15 protein-coding genes are annotated in these 22,242 nt (G+C 42.8%); 2 read left to right on the forward strand and 13 right to left on the reverse strand.

Annotated features, from left to right (window positions below; translation table 11 throughout):
• Positions 1-93: 93 nt before the first annotated feature.
• The 7 genes from DW650_RS11625 to DW650_RS11655 all read right to left on the reverse strand — a co-directional run bounded on the left by DW650_RS11625 (position 94) and on the right by DW650_RS11655 (position 11,443).
• Positions 94-2,553, reverse strand: coding sequence for a glycogen/starch/alpha-glucan phosphorylase (locus DW650_RS11625; protein WP_118209997.1), 2,460 nt, complete (start codon positions 2,551-2,553; stop codon positions 94-96).
• Positions 2,554-5,745, reverse strand: coding sequence for an isoleucine--tRNA ligase (gene ileS / locus DW650_RS11630; RefSeq protein ID WP_118209998.1), 3,192 nt, complete (start codon positions 5,743-5,745; stop codon positions 2,554-2,556). It abuts the gene before it with no gap.
• Positions 5,746-6,239: 494 nt separating this feature from the next.
• A complete protein-coding gene (locus tag DW650_RS11635; protein WP_118209999.1) occupies positions 6,240-7,223 on the reverse strand; it encodes a DHH family phosphoesterase in 984 nt (327 codons plus the stop codon).
• Positions 7,220-7,873 (reverse strand): HAD family hydrolase, encoded by a 654-nt coding sequence (locus tag DW650_RS11640; RefSeq protein ID WP_015559338.1) that lies wholly within the window; start codon positions 7,871-7,873, stop codon positions 7,220-7,222. Before DW650_RS11640 ends, DW650_RS11635 begins: the two co-directional genes overlap by 4 nt.
• 56 nt (positions 7,874-7,929) lie before the next feature.
• Positions 7,930-9,432, reverse strand: coding sequence for a carboxypeptidase M32 (locus DW650_RS11645; protein WP_118210000.1), 1,503 nt, complete (start codon positions 9,430-9,432; stop codon positions 7,930-7,932).
• A gap of 218 nt (positions 9,433-9,650) precedes the next feature.
• Positions 9,651-10,715 (reverse strand): branched-chain amino acid aminotransferase, encoded by a 1,065-nt coding sequence (locus DW650_RS11650; protein WP_015559336.1) that lies wholly within the window; start codon positions 10,713-10,715, stop codon positions 9,651-9,653.
• Positions 10,716-10,903: 188 nt separating this feature from the next.
• Positions 10,904-11,443 (reverse strand): ECF transporter S component, encoded by a 540-nt coding sequence (locus tag DW650_RS11655; protein WP_015559335.1) that lies wholly within the window; start codon positions 11,441-11,443, stop codon positions 10,904-10,906.
• 294 nt (positions 11,444-11,737) lie between these two features.
• Between DW650_RS11655 and DW650_RS11660 the strand changes: the two genes are divergently transcribed.
• The gene (locus DW650_RS11660) at positions 11,738-12,247 is read left to right on the forward strand and encodes a flavin reductase family protein (RefSeq protein WP_015559334.1); all 510 of its coding nucleotides are present in this window, start codon (positions 11,738-11,740) and stop codon (positions 12,245-12,247) included.
• 75 nt (positions 12,248-12,322) lie between these two features.
• Here DW650_RS11660 and DW650_RS11665 read toward each other — a convergent pair whose 3' ends face one another.
• Positions 12,323-13,279, reverse strand: a complete 957-nt coding sequence (locus DW650_RS11665) for an Rpn family recombination-promoting nuclease/putative transposase (RefSeq protein WP_118210001.1) — start codon at positions 13,277-13,279, stop codon at positions 12,323-12,325.
• 376 nt (positions 13,280-13,655) lie between these two features.
• Between DW650_RS11665 and DW650_RS11670 the strand changes: the two genes are divergently transcribed.
• On the forward strand, positions 13,656-14,171 hold the full coding sequence (locus tag DW650_RS11670; protein WP_015520078.1) for a hypothetical protein: 516 nt from the start codon (positions 13,656-13,658) through the stop codon (positions 14,169-14,171).
• Between the two features lie 61 nt (positions 14,172-14,232).
• Here the strand turns inward: DW650_RS11670 and DW650_RS11675 are convergent, their stop codons facing one another.
• From DW650_RS11675 to DW650_RS11695, 5 genes are all read right to left on the reverse strand, one after another.
• Positions 14,233-15,966 (reverse strand): ABC transporter ATP-binding protein, encoded by a 1,734-nt coding sequence (locus DW650_RS11675; protein ID WP_006858176.1) that lies wholly within the window; start codon positions 15,964-15,966, stop codon positions 14,233-14,235.
• A 3-nt stretch (positions 15,967-15,969) separates the two neighbouring features.
• Complete coding sequence (locus DW650_RS11680; RefSeq protein ID WP_006858181.1) at positions 15,970-17,754, reverse strand: ABC transporter ATP-binding protein; 1,785 nt, start codon at positions 17,752-17,754, stop codon at positions 15,970-15,972.
• Positions 17,755-17,876: 122 nt separating this feature from the next.
• Positions 17,877-18,497 (reverse strand): TetR/AcrR family transcriptional regulator, encoded by a 621-nt coding sequence (locus DW650_RS11685; protein ID WP_022113251.1) that lies wholly within the window; start codon positions 18,495-18,497, stop codon positions 17,877-17,879.
• A 188-nt stretch (positions 18,498-18,685) separates the two neighbouring features.
• Positions 18,686-19,249 (reverse strand): GtrA family protein, encoded by a 564-nt coding sequence (locus tag DW650_RS11690; RefSeq protein ID WP_006858182.1) that lies wholly within the window; start codon positions 19,247-19,249, stop codon positions 18,686-18,688.
• Positions 19,250-19,296: 47 nt separating this feature from the next.
• Entirely contained in the window at positions 19,297-22,200 is a 2,904-nt protein-coding gene (locus DW650_RS11695; protein ID WP_118210002.1) for a glycoside hydrolase family 3 C-terminal domain-containing protein, read from the reverse strand.
• Between the last annotated feature and the right edge of the window lie 42 nt (positions 22,201-22,242).

Raw genomic sequence — 22,242 nt, forward strand, 5'->3', positions numbered from 1 at the left:
GGCTTTAAGGTACATGACCCCAAAGCCGGGTTTCTTTTTCTGTGCACAGACCTGCCTGCTAAAACAGGCAGTCTGCTATCTTATACGATTTTCTTATACCTCTACGGTAATTTTGTCTAAGTGCCAGATATCATCTACATATTCCTGGATCGTACGGTCAGATGAGAATTTACCGGCATGTGCGATATTTAAGATTGCACTCTTTGCCCAGCCTTCCTCATCTTTGTATGCTTCCATGACGCGTTTCTGTGCATCTGCATAGGAATGGAAATCTTTTAAGATGAAATAGGTATCTGCAAACTGTGTACACTGTGTATTGAGCAGTGAGTTGTAAAGGTCACGGAACAGCTCAGGATCGTTCGGTGAATAGAATCCGTTGATCAGCTGCATCAATACCTTGCGGATATCCTGATCCGTATTAAAGATCTGCATTGGATCATAATCACGGTTTCTCTCATGCGCAATGACTTCATCGGAACTCATACCGAAAATAAATGCATTTTCTTTACCGACTTCCTCGACGATCTCAACATTGGCACCATCCATCGTTCCGAGTGTCAGTGCACCGTTTAACATGAATTTCATGTTACCGGTTCCGGATGCCTCTTTACTAGCTGTGGAGATCTGCTCGCTGACATCTGCTGCCGCAAAGATCCACTCTGCGATCGATACGCGGTAATCTTCAATAAATACGACTTTGATCTTGCCGTTAATGCTTCTGTCATTGTTGATAACGTCCGCCACATTGTTGATCAGTTTGATCGTAAGTTTTGCGTTCTTGTAGCCTGCTGCTGCCTTTGCACCAAAAATAAAGGTTCTCGGATAGAAATCCATATCCGGGTGCTCTTTTAATTCATTATACAGATACATGACATGTAAAATATTCAGCAACTGACGTTTGTATTCATGCAGACGTTTTACCTGCGCATCAAAGATGGAACGCGGATCTACTTCGATGCCGTTGTGCTCTTTGATGTATTTTGCAAGACGCAGTTTGTTCTGATATTTGATATTCATGAACTCCTGCTGTGCTTTTTTATCGGTTGCATAGATCGCCATCTTCTCAATATGGGAAAGATTTGTGATCCAGTCGTCACCGATATGTTCACTTACCCAGTCTGCAAGAAGCGGATCGCCATGCATCAGGAATCTACGCTGTGTGATTCCATTCGTCTTGTTGTTGAATTTCTGTGGGAACAGCTCATAGAAATCGTGAAGCTGCTCGTTCTTTAAGATCTCCGTGTGAAGTTTTGCCACACCATTTACGGAATATCCTGCTGCGATCGCAAGATGTGCCATTTTTACCTGACCATCGTAAACGATTGCCATACGTGCAACTTTACCGTTATCTCCCGGAAACTCTGCCTGGATCTGTAAAATAAATCTGCGGTTGATCTCCTCAACGATCTGATAGATACGCGGAAGCAGTCTTGAGAAGATCTCGATCGGCCATTTTTCAAGTGCTTCTGCCATGATCGTGTGGTTGGTATATGCACAGGTCTTTGTCGTGATCTCCCATGCCTCATCCCAGCTTAATCCCTCTTCGTCAAGTAAAATACGCATCAGCTCTGCCACTGCAACGGTCGGATGTGTATCATTTAACTGGAATGTCACTTTCTCCGGCAGCTTATGGATATCGTCATGATGCTTTTTGTAACGTGCTAATGCACGCTGTACACTTGCAGATACGAAGAAATACTGCTGTTTTAAACGAAGTTCTTTTCCCGCGATATGGTTATCATTCGGATAAAGTACCTCGACTAAGTTGCGGGCAAGATTTTCCTGCTCCACGGCTTTGTGATAATCACCTTTATCAAAGGAGTCTAATTCAAAGCACTCCATCGGCTCTGCATCCCAGATCATTAAGGTATCTACCACATGATTGCCGTAACCTACGATCGGCATATCATAAGGTACTGCTAAAACAGACTGGTAATTTTCCTGTACGAAACGTGTCTTGCCTTCCTCCGTCACTTCCGCACGGACATAACCGCCGAATTTAACCTCATAGGAATACTCCGGACGACGAAGTTCAAACGGATATCCGTTCTTTAACCAGTTATCCGGCACTTCCACCTGAAAACCGTCTTTGATCTTCTGTTTGAACATTCCGTAACGGTAACGGATACCGCAGCCGTAAGCTGCGTATCCAAGTGTTGCCAGTGATTCCATAAAGCAGGCTGCAAGACGGCCAAGTCCACCGTTTCCAAGTGCCGGATCCGGCTCCTGATCCTCGATCTCATCAAGGTTTAAACCGATCTCCCCGAGTGCCTCTTTTACCTCTTTGTACATTTTTAAATTGATCATGTTGTTGCCAAGCGCACGGCCCATCAAAAATTCCATGGACATATAATAGACCATCTTTGGATCCTGTTTGTCAAACGCTTTCTGTGTGGCAAGCCAGTCATCAATAATGACATCTTTTACCGTGTAGGAAACTGCCTGAAAAATCTCCTGCTGTGAAGCTTCCTCTAATGTTTTGCGGTAAAGATTTTTTACATTTTCCTTTACGTCCTCAATAAATTTTTCCTTGTTGAAAACATTTTCCTTCATCTAGTTTTCTCCTTTTTTGACTCCAAGCAATACTTTTTCCCCATTGATGTTCCATTCCTTGCAGTAAATTCCGTTTTCTCCGGAGTCAAAAGAATCAGCTTCTGCTACAACTTCAGTACCTAAAACATCACCCATGATGTCATTTCCGTACTTATGAAAGATATCGGCTACTTTTTCATCTGCATGATAGTAAATGGAGATTTTATCCATAACCTCAAATCCGGCTTCCTTACGCATTGTCTGGATCTTACTGATCAGCTCACGGACAAATCCTTCCTCTACCAGTTCCGGTGTCAGGTTGGTATCAAGCACAACGGTTACGGTATTATCACCTTCCGTTACATAACCTTCCATCTGTGTCATTGTGATCAGAAGGTCTTCTTCGGATAATTTTACATCATCACTGACTGTCGGCAATGCAAGCACACCGTCTGCTTTTAATTCAGCCATTGCTTTGTTTCCGTCTAACTCTGCAAGTGCTTTCTGGATCTGTCCTAAGAACTTGCCGTATTTCGGTCCGACGGTACGAAGCTGCGGTTTGAAGGTATAGCTTGTGTATGCACTGACATCCTCTGTAAAGTTTACTTTCTTCACATTCAGCTCATCCTCGATGATCTCTACAAAGTACTCAGATAAAACATTCGGTGCTTTGACATACATATTTCCGATTGGCTGGCGGTTCTTGATATTCGCTGAGTTACGGCATGCACGGCCCATAACAACGATCTTTAAGACCTCATCCATATTTTTCTCTAATTCTTTGTCGATCCATGCCTCATTGACAGCCGGGAAGTCGCACAGATGGATACTCTCCGGTGCCTCTGTATTGATGGAACGTACCAGATTCTGATAAATCTCCTCTGTCATGAACGGAATCATCGGTGCGGCAGCTTTGCAGATCTCAACCAATGCAGTATAAAGTGTCATATATGCGTTGATCTTATCCTGCTCCATGCCTTTTGCCCAGAAACGGTCACGGCTTCTTCTGACATACCAGTTACTCATGTCATCCACGAACTCATCAAGTACCTTTGCAGCTTCCGGAATGCGGTAATTTGCAAGGTTCTCATCCGTTCCCTTGATTGCGGAATTCAATTTTGACAGCAGCCACTTATCCATAACGGATAATTTTTCATAATCTAAGGTATATTTTGTTGCATCAAACTGGTCGATGTTTGCATACAGCACGAAGAATGCATAAGTATTCCACAGGGTACCCATGAATTTACGCTGTCCTTCCTGTACCAGCTTGCCACTGAAACGCTTCGGGATCCATGGTGCACTGCTTGTATAGAAATACCAGCGGATCGCATCTGCGCCGTAAGTCTCTAATGCATCAAACGGATCAACCGCATTTCCTTTGGACTTACTCATCTTCTGTCCGTTCTCATCCTGTACATGTCCAAGAACAATGACGTTCTCATACGGAGCTTTATTAAATAACAGGGTGGACTCTGCCATCAGAGAGTAGAACCATCCTCTTGTCTGGTCAACTGCCTCGGAGATAAACTTCGCCGGGAACTGTTTCTCAAAGACGTCTTTATTCTCAAACGGATAATGGTGCTGTGCGAATGGCATTGCTCCGGAATCGAACCAGCAGTCAATAACCTCCGGTACACGGTGCATTTCTTTGCCACAGTCCGGGCATTTGAAGGTAACTGCATCAATATACGGACGATGAAGTTCTACCTTTGCATCCTCCGGATTTCCGCTTCTCTCTGCAAGTTCTGCACGGCTTCCGATGCACTCCTGATGTCCACATTCACACTCCCATACCGGAAGTGGTGTTCCCCAGTAACGGTTACGGGAGATACCCCAGTCCTGGATATTCTCAAGCCAGTCACCGAAACGTCCTTTTCCGATAGAATCCGGGATCCAGTTTACAGTATTGTTGTTGCGGATCAGGTCATCTTTGACTGCAGTCATTTTGATAAACCAGGATTCTCTTGCGTAGTAGATGAGCGGTGTGTCACATCTCCAGCAGTGCGGATATTCATGCTCGAACTTCGGAGCATCGAATAACAGTCCCTTTTCATCGAGATCTTTTAATACCATAGGATCTGCTTTCTTTACAAAAACACCGGCATATGGTGTCTCTTTGGTCAGCTCACCTTTTCCGTCTACAAGCTGTACGAATGGAAGGTCATATTTTCTTCCGACAGCGGCATCATCTTCACCGAATGCAGGTGCGATATGAACGATACCGGTACCGTCTGTCATGGTTACATAGGTGTCACATACAATGTAATGCGCTTTTTTGTGCTGTTTTTCAATAATCTCTTTTGCACAGTCAAATAACGGCTCATACTCTTTGTACTCTAAATCGCTTCCTTTATAAGTCTCTAATACTTCGTATGCCTTTGTTCCCTCTGGTGCATCCTTGTCAAGCAGTTTGCCAAGTACCGTGTCAAGCAGTGCCTCTGCCATATAATAGGTATATCCGTCAACCGCTTTTACTTTGCAGTAAGTCTCTTCCGGGTTCACACAGAGTGCGACGTTAGACGGCAGTGTCCAAGGAGTTGTAGTCCATGCAAGGAAATATGCATCCTCTCCAATTACTTTAAAACGTGCAACTGCAGAGCGCTCTTTGACCGTCTTATAACCCTGCGCAACCTCCTGAGAAGATAACGGGGTACCGCAGCGTGGGCAGTAAGGAACGATTTTGAATCCTTTGTATAAAAGGTTTTTATTCCAGATTTCTTTTAATGCCCACCACTCGGACTCAATAAAATTGTCATCGTAAGTAACATATGGATTGTCCATATCAGCCCAGAAACCAACGGTCTTTGAGAAATCTTCCCACATTCCTTTGTATTTCCATACGGATTCCTTACATTTTTTGATGAAAGGCTCCATACCGTATTCTTCGATCTGCTCTTTTCCGTTTAAGCCAAGAAGTTTCTCAACCTCAAGTTCTACCGGGAGTCCATGTGTATCCCAGCCGGCTTTACGCGGAACGAATTTTCCTTTCATGGTCTGGTATCTCGGAATCATATCTTTGATCGTACGGGTCTCCACATGTCCGATGTGCGGCTTGCCGTTTGCAGTTGGCGGGCCGTCATAAAAGGTGTAGGTCTCTCCTTCCTTGCGGTGTTCCATGCTCTTCTTAAAGATGTCATTGTCATTCCAGAACTTCTCGATCTGTTTTTCTCTGTCTACGAAATTCAGATTCGCATCAACTTTCTTATACATTGTTAACCTCCATTGATTTAATAAAGAGTCGCTCGCGACTCTTTCGCGCCCGAGCGGTGCTGTTTACAGCAAACTTCTTCTCCGCGAAGTGCGCATCCCGCCCGGAGGGCTTTTTAATTCATAGGACGTAATTTCCTATGAATTAAAAAAACCCTCGTCCTGTATATAGGACGAGGGCTTAATTACTTCGTGATACCACCTGATATACAAATGTACACGGAACTAATAAACTCCGGATACACGTTCCCTGTAACGCAGGAAATGCGTCAGCGCTTACTCTGTCACGGAAAATCCCAGTCGTGATCTGCCTTGACCATTTCAGACTGCGGCTTGGAAGTGATTTTCATTCAGCAGATACTCGCACCGGTTTCCACCTGCTCCGGCTCTCTGTTGCTTTTCCTGATGAACTACTGTCTTCGTCATTGCCTTTTGCCAAAAATCTAGTCTTTAGTATAGACTCGGAAAGTGAGAATGTCAAGAGGGCTTCATGCTTTTCACAGAGCACGTTTTTTCACATCTGCGATCACGTTTAAAAACCGCTCCTTCATCTGTGCCTCTAACAGTTTTACATCCATGTCGCTGCCCGTACACGGCACAAATCCTCCAGCCATCGATGCGTGGCCGCCGCCATTGCCAATTCCTTTCAGTGCCTCCGCCACAATCTTTCCTGCATCGAGCATACTCTTTTCACTGCGCACGGAAAGTTTGATTCCATCTGACTTTCTCGAATACACGACGGAAAATGACACTTCTTTTAAAGCAAGCATGAAATCGGATATATTTGCAATGACCGGACAATCCTTACCAGTATTGCAGAAACTGATGTCATCATATACTTCAATACTTGAAATCGCACTCGAATATGCCATCAGATCATCAAAACACAGATTACTGTTTTCTAACATATGGATGATCTCATAATCACATTCATCAAACATCCGGTAGAGCATCTCAATATCGAGTTTTGACACTCCACGGCTCAGATTATTGGTATCGATCCGTACACCGTATGTCAGAGTCGTGGCGATTCTTCTATCCATCGGGATATTATTTTCAAAGAAATACTGTGCAACGATCGTCGCACATGCTCCCACTTCCGGCCGGATGTCTTTAAACCGGTATGGAAACTTTTCATTTTCCGGATGATGATCGATGCAGATGATCTCGTCCCCCGTAATGTCAACGATGTTTGAATTACCCTTTTGTGCATCCACAAGGATCACTTCATCCTCATCTGTCAAAATGGTACTAAGATCCTCCACATTCAAAAGTTCGATCTCCATCAGTTCACGCAGCTTGTCGGTACTGTAACGGTCTATTTTTCCTTTATAACAGATCGTGGAAGAAATTCCATTGTGCTTTAACAGCTCCTGGATCCCAAGCGCACTCGCAATGGCATCCGGGTCAGGGAAATTATGCGTCTGGATATACACATGTTTTCGGTTGATCTGTTTTAGTAGTTCTTGTAATTTTGTCATATTAATCCTCTAAAATATGTTTCTGCCACCCGTTTTGTCACAAGTTCTGAAAATGACTGTATTTTATACTGTGCTTCCGGTACGATTCCAAAACCGTATGCGGCATGAATAAATCCAACGCCAGCTTTTCTGCTGGCATCATAATCTCCCTGGATATCACCCACATAGACCGCTTCGTCTAAATGATTCCGGTCTGCCAGAAGTCTGATATTATCACCTTTCTGTAAAAGATTATTTCCGTAACATTCGATATCGGAAAAATAATCCCAGAAATGATAATGATCTAAAAATGCCTCAATGTAACCTTTCTGGCAGTTGCTTACAATGTAAAGTTCATATGTCTTTTTTAATTCTTTGAATGTATCCTCAAGATCCGGATAAAGCACTCCGCCATGTTCTCTTAAATAATCGTTCTCGATCCTGCAGCACTCCGCTAAAAGTGTCTCCTGCTCTTTCTCAGAAATTTCCGGGAATAACAGTTTTGCGATCACATCCATGGTCTTTCCCATAACACCCTTGATATCGGTTTCTGTGAGTGCCTTATTTAACCTTCCATCCTGACGGATCGCTTCATTCCAGGATTCTGCCACATTGGCGGCTGAATCCCAAAGTGTGCCATCCATATCAAAAATAATTCCCTGTTTTTTCATATAAGTCCCCATTCCTGCGTGTAAAAATTCTCATTTTTCACACGATTCTGCTTCATTTATTTTAAATCGTAAACGCTGGCATATTTTTTTTCAAAATAACGCACCAATGGCTCTGCTGATACTTCTTTTCCACACACATTTGCAATCACTTCTTTTGGTGTGCGTGTGCTGCCATACCAGTGGATCTTTTCATTCAGCCACTTTGTGATTTCTTTGATTCTGCCCTCTTTTAAGATCTCATCTACCGGCCCTAACTCTTTTTCAAGCTCCTCTAAGTACATGCCGTCATAGATACTTCCTAACAGATAGCTTGGAAAATAGCCGAAGGAACCATCTGACCAGTGCATATCCTGTAAGATTCCCTCCGCATCATTTGCCGGAGTGATATCTAAATATTCCTTCATTTTCTGATTCCAGAGTTCCGGAAGTTTCGCAACCGGTACATTGTCACGAAAGATTGCCTTCTCCATTTCATAACGCAATATAATATGGAAGCAATAGGTCACCTCATCTGCCTCGGTACGGATCAGGCTGTTTCTGACATGATTGATCTCACGGTAAAACTCATCCAGCGAAATGTCCTTCATCTGCGGCATCAGCTCCTGCACTTTCTCATAGACAGGAATCCAGAAATTCTTATTGCGCCCTAAAATATTCTCATAAAAACGGGATTGGCTCTCATGCACGCCCATATAACGGCAGCTTCCTGCAGCCGTGTTGTCATATTCCGGATTGACATTCTGTTCAAAAATCGCATGACCACCCTCATGGATAGCCGAAAACATGGCAGAAATCGGATCATGTTCATAATAATGATTTGTCACCCGGACATCCTTGGAAGAAAAATTCAGTGTAAAAGGATGCTCTGTCTCTCCTACTGCACCGGCATCTTTGGAAAATCCGATGTAGGAAAGCAAAAGATCCTGCACTTTTCTCTGATCATCCGGATCAAAATAAGCATGGAATTTTGTATCATCCGGCTGTTTTGCGGCAAGTATTTTTTTCACAAGCGGAATCAGCGCTTCCTTTAGTTCACCAAACAGACGGTCAATCGTTGCAGAATCCATTCCCTCTTCATATTTATCTAACAATACATCATAAACTTCTTTGCCCGGATCCGTGTAACCTGCCATTTCTTTGGTAAGTGCAATCATTTTCTCCAGATGCGGTGCAAAAATGGAAAAGTCAGATGCATTTTTTGCATCTTCCCATGCATTTCCGGATTCTGCCTGCTCACGGACCATCACTTTATAACGGTCTTTTGGAATCCGTCTGTCTTTTTCCATATCGCGCTGCATGCGTGTCACGATAAATTTCATGGTATCTGACAGCTGTGCAAATTCTTCCGGTGTCTTTAAGGTCTCTAACATGCCGTAAAGTTCATCCGAAGTCGACATCGCAAAGCTCTCGGTTGAAAAATAAGTCAGTGCATCGATATGTCCTGCCTGCCCCAGTTTTGGTGCACAGGTTCTCATGTCCCAGTAAAGAAGCGTATTGATATGTTCATATTTTTTCATTTTATCGAGATACTGCTCGAATTGTTCTAATGTTTTACTCATAGTCGTCCTCCATTTTCAGAACGACGCCGGTCTGGCGTGTTACATTCCGTTCTTTCTGTTCCATATTAACACAGGACACCTGACCTGTCACTTATTTTTAGTATAACCAAAAACACCACGAACATGCGATTTTGCATGTCCATGGTGTTTTTCATAACAATCAGTCTGCCCGTAGTGCGTGCAATCTGTTTTTTCATCGGAAACCCTGACGCAACTACTTATTTTACCTCTACTGTCCAGCCATATTTATCCGGCAGTTTGCCCCACTGGATTCCGGTTAAGGTATCATATAATTTCTGTGTCAGCTCACCGATCTTGAAATCGTTGATCGTTACAACATCATCTTTGTAGCGGAGTTCTCCGACAGGGGAGATGACTGCTGCAGTACCTGTTCCGAATACTTCCTCAAGTGTGCCATCATGTCCGGCTTTCATCAGATCGTCTACGGAAAGTCTGGTCTCATTTACTTTATAACCCCAGTCTCTTAACAGATGGATCATGGAATCTCTTGTGACACCCGGAAGAACAGTTCCCTCGATCGGTGCTGTGTAGATCTCGCCTGCGATCTTGAACATGATGTTCATGGTTCCAACTTCCTCTACATATTTCCGATGTTCACCATCTAACCAGAGTACCTGGGAATATCCCATCTTCTCTGCTTTAACCTGTCCTAAAATAGAACCTGCGTAGTTACCACCGCATTTTGTAAATCCGGTACCACCTTTTACGGCACGAACCAGTTCATCCTCAACTAAGATCTTAACCGGGTTGATTCCCTCTGCATAATAAGCGCCAACCGGGCAGCAGATAATCATAAACTTATAAGCAGATGCCATATGTACGCCGAGTGCAGCTTCTGTTGCAAACATAAACGGACGGATGTAAAGAGATGTCTCCGGCTCTGATGGAACCCAGTCCTCTTCTACCTTTACCAGTGCTTTTACCGCCTCAACAAACATATCAACCGGGAGCTCCGGCATGCAGAGTCTTGCGTTAGAGTTGATCATTCTCTTTGCGTTCATCTCCGGACGGAATAACTGGATCTTACCCTCTGCAGTACGGTATGCTTTCATACCCTCGAATGTTTCCTGTGCATAATGTAACGTTACACATGCCGGATCCATGGTGATCGGTCCTTCCGGAACGATTCTTGCATCTTTCCAGCCCTCTTCTTTTGTCCAGTCCATAACAAACATATAGTCTGTCATATATTTTCCAAATCCAAGATGTTTCTGATCTGGTTTTTCCTTTAAATGTTCTCTTTTTTCAAATCTGATATCCATAACATATGCCTCCGACTCTCTATCGTTTTTTTCTGACCCTCATTATGATACTTTCTTTTTTGAGTGTCAAGATTATTCCAAAGGCTTATATTCATCATTACTTAAACTCATAATAATATTTATTTTTTATAATCATGCGTTATGATGCTGTCATAAAATCATCCCGTAATTTTTGCCTTTGAAATGTACTAGTTCTGCTCTGCAATTACCTTTTTTAAAGGAATCCAGATAATAAATGCCAGCACACTTCCGATTACTGCTGTGATAAGCTGTGTCACGGAAAATGTTGTCTGGAACACTGCCATCTTTGGAACCATTGCTTCCGGAAGCAGGGACGGAATCAGAACCAGTGCAATCACGACTCCCATAAATAATGCCTTTACAATGCTGCCGGCTGCCATACCTGCGATCAGACCTGCATTGCCTTTGATTTTCTTTGCAATCAGACTAACTGCAACTACAAGAATGATATTTCCGATCATAACGCATGGGATGATCGCCGGGATCGCTGACATGATCGGGCTTCCTGTAATCAGGAATGATGTGACCGGTGTGATCACAGATAAAATAATTCCGCATGCCATTCCTGCACCCAGTGCCGCAATGATCAGACATGCATTGATGATCGGTCCTGTGATGTACACACTTGTGTTTTTAAAGAACTGGCTCACGATACAGATTGCCAGTAACACTGCTGTTGTTGTGATTTGTTTCGTTGTGATTTTCATAAATCCTCCTTGTTTTGCGGAGCAAAATGCGACTGCCTTTGCAGGAGCAGAGGATTTTCCTCCTTTGTTTTCCGAAGGAAAATGCGAGCCCGCTGGCGAGCAAAGGATTTTCCTCCTTTGTTTTGTACAATTTTCGCAACCATCATAGTACAACACTTATGAAAAGTCAATTTTCCGTACACGGCTCACTCTGCCCCCGCAAACAACCGCAATTTTCTCTTGTCATTTAAACCAGGGAATTTTATAATAAAACCAACATATAAATATTTCGTATAAATATAAGGAGATTACGTTATGCATACATTTCAACCTATGACAGCAGATATGATGGAATTTGATCCATTTACAAAGATTGGAAAAGAATGGGCGCTGCTCACCGCAGGTTCCAAAGAAAAAGCAAACACCATGACCATAAGCTGGGGCGGTGTCGGTGTCTTATGGGGCAAAAACGTTGCCTTTGTATTTGTCCGCGACTCCAGATACACCAAAGAACTGATCGACAAAAATGAATTCTTTTCTCTCAGCTTTTTATCTGAAAAATACCGTGATGCATTAAATTACTGTGGAAGCCACTCCGGCCGCGACGAAAACGATAAGATCTCAGCAGCCGGTTTAACCCTTACCTCCCGCCACAGCATTCCGTTCATCGATGAGGGAAATATGATCCTGCTGTGTGAGAAAATGTCCGCAACGCGACTGACTGAGGATTCCTTCCTGATGCCAGAGATTGCGCAAAAATGGTATGCAGATCATGATATGCACACGATGTATATTGCGGAGATCATTGATATTCTGGCAAGATAAGAAAAACAGGCAGGTGGGAGTTCATATACGAAAACTCCTGCCTGCCCGTTTTATGTTTTTCAGATATATAATCTCTTAATCATTTTTTGTTCCATACATTCTAAAATACTCATCCGCCTGCTGCATAGATATGTTTAATTTATCCTGCAATCTTTTTATAATACCCTTTTTCGGTATGTTCATTTCGAGACACATTTCTATCATTCCCTCTGCTTTGCCACGAACTTCTCCACGCGCTTCGCTCTCCGCAATTAATTCTTCAATCGCCTGACACATCTCTATCCCCTCCTTTTCCTCTGATATCTTAATTGGTGTCTTCGTGATGGTTTTTATAACTCTGGCTGCATTCATTTCTATACTTTTATGGGTATCTGTCCTCAAAAAATCCAGCAGTTTTTCTTTATTATTAGAGTACTTGATATATCCCATAACCTCTCTCATACTTGTTGAAAATTTGTTCAGTTCTTCTTCCGTAAGTTTTGCCGGATCGATCAGGTGTATCCTGTAGTTCTCCACATAACTTAAAATTTCCATATCCCTTATCGGCATCATTTCATGTAAAGATAACGGTCCGTCCCATTCCTCTGCCCCAAAATGAATCACAAGTGTGATAACTGGTTTAATGTGATCTTCCTTTAAAAATCCCGATAAATATTCTCCACCGGTTTTTCCTGAATAATCTTTTTGGCTCCGTCGGTGCCCTGCCGCTATATCTGACACTTGTTTTCCATATTGTAAGGCATCATAGATAGCGTTTCTGACCGGCATTGCATAATGGACATCTGTCTGATTCTCAACCCCTAATAAAACATACGACATCTTTTCATCCTGTTTGATGACTGCTGCTTTTAAAACATCACGGTATTTTTGCAGTGCATCTTTTTTACCCACTGCCGATGTAGCAGTGTCAACCTCTGTAAGTCCTGCCGGATCGATCACCTTTTTTCCACCATAGATAAGATAATTAAACGCATCTGCAAATATAGCATTCTCCCGCATATACTCTTTTGTTACAATATCAACCGTCCCCATTCATTTCTTCTCCTTTGTTTAATCCGGGAGCAATTCGTGGTTTTCAAGAATTCTCCCTGCTTATATGTGTGAATGATAAAAGCATTGGAAATTCTTAAGTTGAATGTATAACTTTTTATACATTTTTCACTATGATAAAAGAATGGTCTATAACCATGTAGATGATTTCAGAATATCATGCTTTGTCTGGATTTTAGCATACTGTTCTTATAATGTCATTAAAAAGCCGATATTCCAATGATATTTGTAAGTTTTGCACAAAAAATCCAGTGTATAAAAACAGATATAACATACACACACCTTGCTTTTTCCAAAAATCAATGCTACAATATTTTCTGAGTTTTGTTCTAAAAAGTAAATATATGGAGGATTATTTATGAGCCCAGTTACTATTGTATTGCTGGTTATCTTAGCCGTTTTAATCATCGGACTGATTGTCCTTTATTTTCTCGGAAAGAAAGCACAGAAAAAGAAAGCTGAACAGGATGAGCAGCTTGCCGCTGCCGCACAGACCGTATCCATGCTGATTATAGATAAGAAGCGAATGCGCATTACCGAATCCGGTCTTCCGCAGGTTGTGATCGACCAGACACCGAAGATGATGCGCCGTACCAAACTTCCAATCGTAAAAGCAAAGGTTGGACCAAAAGTAATGTCTTTGATCGCCGATGAATCTGTATTTGATTACATACCGGTCAAAAAAGAAGTGAAAGCTACCGTGAGTGGTATCTATATCACAAAAGTTACCGGTGTACGCGGACCTCTTGAAAAACCGGAAGGTAAAAAGAGCTGGAGGACCAAATTAAAAGAAAAAGCAAATCGCGCAAATAAAGAACTCGAAAAAGAAAAAGCTGAACTTGAAAAAGAGAAAAGTAAGAAAAAGAAAAAATAAGTGATGAAACCTGAAAATACCGCAAATGTGAAAATCGCATTTGCGGTATTTTTATCATGAACTACAGTACCCAGCCTGCCGCCTGCATCTGTGTCTCCACCATATGGTGATAGATTCCATCTTTTCCGGACAGCTCATCAGGTGTGCCTTCCTCTGCAACCACACCGTCTTTTAACACAACGATCTTATCTGCGTTTGCAACCGTTCGCATCCGGTGCGCAATGATAAGAACTGTCTTATTCCGGATCAGTTTTGACAATGCCTCCTGGATCAGTGTCTCATTATCTACATCCAGTGATGCGGTCGCCTCATCTAATAAGATAATCGGTGCATCCTTTAAAAACGCCCTTGCGATCGAGATTCTCTGACGTTCTCCGCCAGAGAGTTCTGATCCGTTTTCACCAATCATCGTCTGCCAGCCGTCCGGCAGCTTTTGGGCAAATTCATCACAGTGTGCTAACTTGGCAGCGACAATGACTTCCTCATCCGTCGCATCCTGTCTGCCGATACGGATATTTTCCATAATCGTATTATTAAAAAGTGTGACGTCCTGAAATACAATGGAATACAGTGACATCAGAGTTTCCGGATTGATCTTTGAAATGTCCATGCCTCCAACTGTGATCTTTCCCTTTTCAATGTCCCAGAATCTAGCCGCAAGTCTTGATACGGTCGTCTTTCCACCGCCGGATGGTCCGATCAGTGCCGTCACCTCACCCTGTTTTGCAGTAAATGTTACATCCTTTAATACAGACTCCTTTCTGTCGTAAGAAAATCTCACATTTGAAAATGTAATATCATATCCTTTATGGCTTAACTGATCTGTTCCTGTCTGAATTTCATGGGAGAGGATCTCGTCTAAACGTTCGCTCTGTATATTTGCGCTGATCATTGCCGCTAAATTCTGCAGGGAAATCTGCATCGGATCATAGATTCTTGATACAACAAGCAAAAACATGAAAAATGTCAGTACATCGATACTTCCCTTTGCAAGAAGGATTCCCCCTGTCAGGGCAACCGTTGCAATACCAAGTTTTAAGATCATCTGGGCACTTGCGACAAATACCGCCATGCCAAGTTCTGTCACGATCGCATGTTTCTCGACCGCTTTAATTTTTTTATCCAGACCTTTCATATAATCATCCTGTGCATTGTTGGCGCGGAGATCACGGACCGTCTCAAGTCCTTCCTGAATCCCGTCGGCACAGTCCATTTTCAATTTCATCTGTTTTCTGCTCAGACTGTTTTGTACTTTACCGGAACAGCCAACGATCAGAAATGAAACCGGAAGCACCCACAGCGCCGCTAAAGCCATTCTCCAGTCAAAGAAAAAGAGACTTAATGCCACGAGTGCCGTAGAAATACATGCTCCGATCAGTTCCGGTATCACATGGGAAGAAACCGTCTCCATCGTCGCACAGTCCGCCATGATCGTGCTGGTCAGATCCGACAGATCTTTTTTGCCAAAGAACGAGAGTGGTATTTTTCTCAGTTTTTCCGCGAGTGTGATGCGTCTGACACCACTCTCCACATAAGTTGCAAAAAATGTTGCATTATACTGGATATAGGTAGTAATTGCGATCAATGCCAGACAGATCAGGCTGCCTGCAAGATAAAACCCGCCTCTTCCACCAAGTGTTCCTCCCATATAATCCTTTACCAGAAAATAAAGCATTCCTACCGGAAACATCAGCACAATATCCGATATCGTGACGGAAACAAATGCTTTTATCATATCCTTCGCACCCTGCTCTGAAAGTGCATATTTATGCTGTATTTTTTCTTTGAATGACATTTTTTATTCCCCCACTTTCCAACGAACCGATTTATTGTATGCATCCCCCATATGAGCATACAGTTTCTGTGCTTCTGACAGTTCTTTATGCGTTCCTGACTCCACGATCTCTCCGTCCTTTAACACGCAGATCCGGTCGGCATCCACAACGGAGGACAGACGATGTGCGATCATAATGACCGTTTTTCCTGTGGATAATTTTGAAAATGCCTGCTGCACCTTCGCCTCATTGTCCGGATCAGCAAATGCGGTCGCCTCATCTAAGATCAGGATTGGCGCATTTTTTAACATTGCCCTCGCAATCGAAAGACGCTGTGCTTCACCGCCGGACACATAAGTTCCCTTTGCTCCGATCACCGTATCAATACTATCCGGCAATTTTTCGATAATATCTTCGCACTGTGCATTCTTTAATGCTTCCATAACTTCCTCTCTCGTCGCATCTTTCCTGCCCATGCGGACATTTTCATAAACAGACATCTTCAAAAGTTTACTGTCCTGAAATACAAATGACACCATATCCATAAGCTGTTTCGACGGGATATCACGCACATCCACGCCACCGATCCTGATCTTCCCTTCTGTTGCATCAAAGAAACGTGCGATCAGGCTTGCAAGTGTCGACTTTCCACCACCGGACGGCCCGACAAATGCGACATGTTCGCCCTCTCGGATCTTAAGATTGATGTTATGTAATGCATCTTTTGCGGCATCCTCATAACGGAAAGACACATTTTCAAAAGTAATGGACATATCTTTCGGATCCGCTTTTCCTGCTGCCTCTGTGAGCGGCTTCTTTTCTAAAATACTGTCGATCCTGGTCAGCGCATCCTCAACGATCATCTGGTTTTCACTTGCATACATGATTTTATTTAAAGTGACTGTAATGATCGGAGTGATGATAATATAGAACATCAGATTTAATAAGAACGTGTCGCTCTCCCCGCCTCTGACCACATAAAAAGTAACTGCGATCAGAACAGCAAATGCCGCATTGATGATCGTCGTATAAAAGGTCATCGGAAGTCTTAATTCTTTTGTGTAAGCGATTGTCCATTTTTCATATTTCTTTATCGAGTCGCGAAAACGCTTGAATGAAAATACCGACTGTCCAAATGTTTTTACGACCGGAATGCCGCGGACATATTCCACGGCCTCACTCGACATTTCTTCAAGTGCATTCTGGTACTCTGTCATTTTATCTTTCATGCGCTGCCCGGTCATGCTGCCCATAATTAAAAATGCTGCCACTACCGGGATCAGACTTAGCAGTCCAAGCCGCCAGTCAAACATCAGGAGCAAAACCAGAAGACCGACCGGCGTTGCAATGGCGCCCGCCTGATCCGGTAACTGATGTGCAAGATAGGTCTCTGTCGCTTCACTCGACTCGTTGACAATCTTACGGATCTTACCGCTTCCGTCACTGTCCATAAATCCCATCGGTAATGTCATGATATGGTGCATCAGCTGTGAACGTATCCCTGCCTGCACATGAAACGCAGACAAATGGGAACAAAGCAGTCCGCAAATGTAAAGAAACATGGATAGAATTGCAAAACCGACTGCATGCCACCCATAATTTGCAAGATTCCCTGCATTTTCATAATGAGGCGCCACATCTAAAATTTCCTTTATCACTCTCCAGATATAATAAAACGGTACCAGCGCAATCCAGGCACTGACCACAGAAAATATCCACGAGAGGATCGTCAGATATTTATAATTCCCGGCATATTCAAAAAGCCTTGCCAAAGAACTTTGTTTTTTTAACTTCGCATCACTTTCCATCTCAAAGACTCCCTTTCCATTTTTAGTTTTTGTTATACATCACTACTTGAAATTAGTTTTCGCTAACCAATGATTTTTTTAGAAGGCTGTCATCCTGTTACCAGAAATGTACAGCCCATCTCTTACTCCCATTTCAGAATTGCATTCCAGCCTCCATAATGGTATTTTTCAAGCATATCCATATAACGGAGTGCCTTCTCCTTCGTCATTTTATGGCGTACCACCTCAAACATACTCTCAAATAATGCCCTCGTCATGATATGGATAAAATCCTCGGTGATCACCTCGCCATCTTCTGTCCGGTAATGAATGACGTCCATATACTTATAAGTATATTCTGTCTCGATCTCGACAAGCCGTTCCACAAAATCCTGAAACTTTGTTCCGTAGGAAGCATCCAACAAAAGCTCAAACACTTCAAAATTGTCGTAAATATAATCGATCATCTCCACCATGCCGGATGACACATAATGCTTCATCTCTTTCGGCTGCTGTTCTTCCTCAAGCCCGTGAAATGTCTCCTGCGTATGTAAAAACATCTGCACCAGATGATCCGCCGCCGGTTCCACAATCGCGGAAAATAATCCTTCCTTGTCTTTAAACCGCGAATAGATGGATCCGGTCGTTGTTCCTGCCTTTTCGGCGATCGTCCGCAGAGATGCGTCGGAATATCCTTTTTGCAGGAACTCTTCCTTCGCACAGGCTATGATTTTTTCTGAAACTCCTTCTACTTGTTTTGTCACTGGTTCCTCCACTCATTTATAACAGTGTTATATAACGCTGTTATAAATATAAACATTTCTGTTTTGTTTGTCAATATGTGAATCCTATTCCTATTTAAAATACAACAAAAAAAGCATGCTCTGCAATTCTTTTGAATCGTAAAACATGCTTTTTATATGTGCTTATTTCGTTTTTCACATACTATTTTTTACGCTTTCGCTTCCCCTTCCGGGAAAATGATCTTATTGACAAAGAAAAATACGACCATTGAAACTCCGCCGTTTAACACGGTCGTTCCTATATTGTACAGCCAGTCCGGCACGAACATACCGGCTACTGCTACCCAGATACAGTTGATGGAGTTTACGATACAGGTCACGATGCAGAATGCGATCAGATACCAGAATGCCTGATACCAGATATTTCCTTTGCTGCGGAACACGAAAGTTCTCTGGATCGGGAAATTGATGCATTCTCCAATCACCATGGCAACCATGTATGCACAAAAATATGGAAGTCCACCGTGTGCGGCATCATAACCGATAATATTCCATTTGAATGTTTCTCCAAATAATGTGATGTCGATTCCCGGGAATCCAAAGTCAATGTTTGGAAGTCCGGCAAATGCGAGCGGCAGAAACAGTAACATCAGGTATTTAAATACCGTGATCAGGTTACTTACGATCACGAACAGACCGCCCTCCCGGACCCATTTGGAGGCTCCGGGATGTTTGTCTGCAAAGTTCTGCCATAGATTTTTTATACTACTCATTGTACGCTTTCACCTCTATGTATTGTAATCTCTGCAAAGTTCTGTTTTTATTCTGCTGATGTTTCATTTACGGTCTGCACCGGTTCTTCTGCTGCATCTTTTTTATATTTCCTGATCGTAAGAACCTCTAAGAAGATTACCAGTGCTCCAAGGATGATATCGATCACGATTGCCAGGATCTGCCAGTTCATCAGACCTGTCTTTAAGTTTTCAGGATCATATGCACGGCTGTTTACAACGGTATACATGATATTTTTGGATGCCTGACGCATTGCTTTTACACCTGTTGCGCTTGTGGTATCTGTCACATGGTTGGTCTCCGTATCGTATGCAACTAACATACAGTCTGTACCACCGCGGATACCCATATCAGAATCCATGTATCCGTAAACACCAAAGTAGTCAGTTAATACAAATCCACGGAATCCCCACTCATCACGAAGGACAGTTGTCTGTAACGGATATGTTCCGCCTGCCCACTGTGTACCGATATAATTGAAGGAAGACATTACTGCTTTTGCTCCACCTTCTTTTACAGCGATCTCAAAAGGTTTTAAGTAAATTTCACGGATTGCCTGCTCATTTGACCATGTACATAACATTCCGGTACGGTTTGTTTCCTGGTCATTCAAAGCAAAATGTTTGATATATGCGTAAACACCATATTTTTCAGCACCGATCACTGCGTTTGCAGCCATTTTTCCGGAGAGAACTCCATCTTCTGAATAATACTCAAAATTACGTCCTGCAAATGCATTTCTGTGCGTATTCATTGCCGGTGCATACCATCCGGAAACATCCATCTCATCTGCCATCTTACCGATGCTCTCACCGAAAGAAAGTGCAAGATCTTTGTTCCAGGTATTTGCGATCATAACTGCGGACGGGAATCCGATGGAACCTGTTCCTGTAAAGTTGTTATTGATGGATGCAGGTCCGTCACAGTCAACAGTCATAACTTTTCCAACACTTGATGCTGCAGATGTCTGATATCCGCCAAGTGCGATCATTGTATCCATATCAGAAACAGTCAGCTGGTCAAGAAGTGTATCCCATTTTTCATCATCATAGGAAAGGCCACGCATATCAGCAAGTGTCATTCCATTTTTCGCGCCTGTTGTCGGCATTTCATCAGAATCATTGTTGTAATTGTTTGGATCATAATTGCTGTTATTTAAGAACTCAGCTTTCTCATCCTCTGCTAATGTAAAGTTTGAAGGAGCTGCTGTTGCTTTTGCATAGTTTGCAAATCCGTCTGCTCTTGAAAGATATGTTGCATCTCCTTCTGCATATGCAAACTGATTCGTTGCAGCTGCATCATCCGTAGAACGTGCATTATTTTCATCATATACAACGGTATCTGCGACACTTACGGTCTTAGATTCGATTGCATTGTGTGAATCAGCATTGATGGAAATCTCATAGTCACCAGCCTCTAATACATAGCATCCATTACCATATGTATCATAGGAAGCCATATCTTCTTCTGAGAAACTTACATTGATTGTCTGGGATTCACCCGGCTGTAACACATCTGTTTTTGCAAAATCGATCAGATTTGCAGATGCTTTTTCAATTCCACCATTTGTGTATGGCGGATTGTAATATACCTCTACCACATCTTTTCCTGCGGCAGTTCCGTTGTTTGTTACGGTAACATCAAAGGATACTTTACCGTCTGCTACGGTAACATCTCCCATCTTCTGTTCAAAATCTGTATAAGAAAGTCCATATCCAAATGGGAACTGAACCGTCTTATCATAATCAATGAGTCCTTCCACTGCTGCTGTCTCATAGAAACGATAGCCAACATAAATGCCTTCTACATAGTTGACAAAAGATGGAATTGTTGCTTCTTCTTCGCCTGTTCCGAAGTTTTTGGATGTAGCGGCAAACTCATCCATATTGTCATACAGGAAGTTTCCAAAGTTGTTATAAGTCGGTGTTGCTGTCAGATCATATACAAATGTATCGCTGGTTTTTCCGGACGGATTTACTGTACCGGCTACGACTGCACCGAGAGACTCAAATCCGGACTGGCCTGTTCCAGGACACCAGATTGCACCCTTGATCTGTTTGTAATCATTTAAAAATCCAAGTTCCATGGTGTTTGCACCGTTGTATACGACAACAACGTTGTCAAAGTTGGCACAAACAAGGTCTAACATATCTTTTTCTGTCTGGCTTAACTGTAAGTAATGCTCACCAGCTTCAAAATCTTTGTAGTTTTCAGAGTTATCTGTGTAAGTCACCTTGCTCACATCCGTTGGAAGATCTGCTCCCTCACCACCAACACGGGTAATCACTACCATCGCTGTGTCAGAAAACTCTTTTGCATTGTTCATCAGTTCAGTGCTGTAGGAATCTGCTGTCGGTTCCGGCAATGTCCAGTCCTGTGCCCACATACCAACTTCCGGTCTGTCCTCACGGTATGCTTTGTAAAAATCAGTCAGTTCCGTATTGATCTTGTATCCGGCATCCTCAAGACCACCAAGAAGTGTTGTTGTCTCGTATGCATCAGATAATGCTCCGGATCCGGTACCACCATAACAAGGATTGGTAGATGCCCATCCAAACACGTTGATATTCTGTGTATTTGTAAGTGGCAGGATATTGTCCTCATTTTTCAATAATACAATACCTTCGTCTGCGATATCCTCACAGAGTGCTGTTGCCTCATTTGAGGTTTCCTCTGTGATCGTACCATTTCCCATTGCAAGTGAGATCATACTTGACATTGGAATAAAGCAGATCAGGTTGATAATCACAACTGCTGCCATAAGGAATGCAATCCATGCTTCCTTTCTCACCAGTTTCTTTACCGGTTTCTTCAATTTCATGCATGCCACAGTTACAATAATTGCGATTGCCAGTGCAATGCCAAGCGCAATCAGGTATGGCTTACAGGAATTGAGAACGTTGATCACGTCATCCATGTTAATTGCTAACATTTCTAAATCCTCCTTGTTTTTCGGAGAAAAATGCGAGTCTGC

This window comes from Roseburia sp. AM23-20 (assembly GCF_003470905.1).
Classification (GTDB): domain Bacteria; phylum Bacillota; class Clostridia; order Lachnospirales; family Lachnospiraceae; genus Roseburia; species Roseburia rectibacter.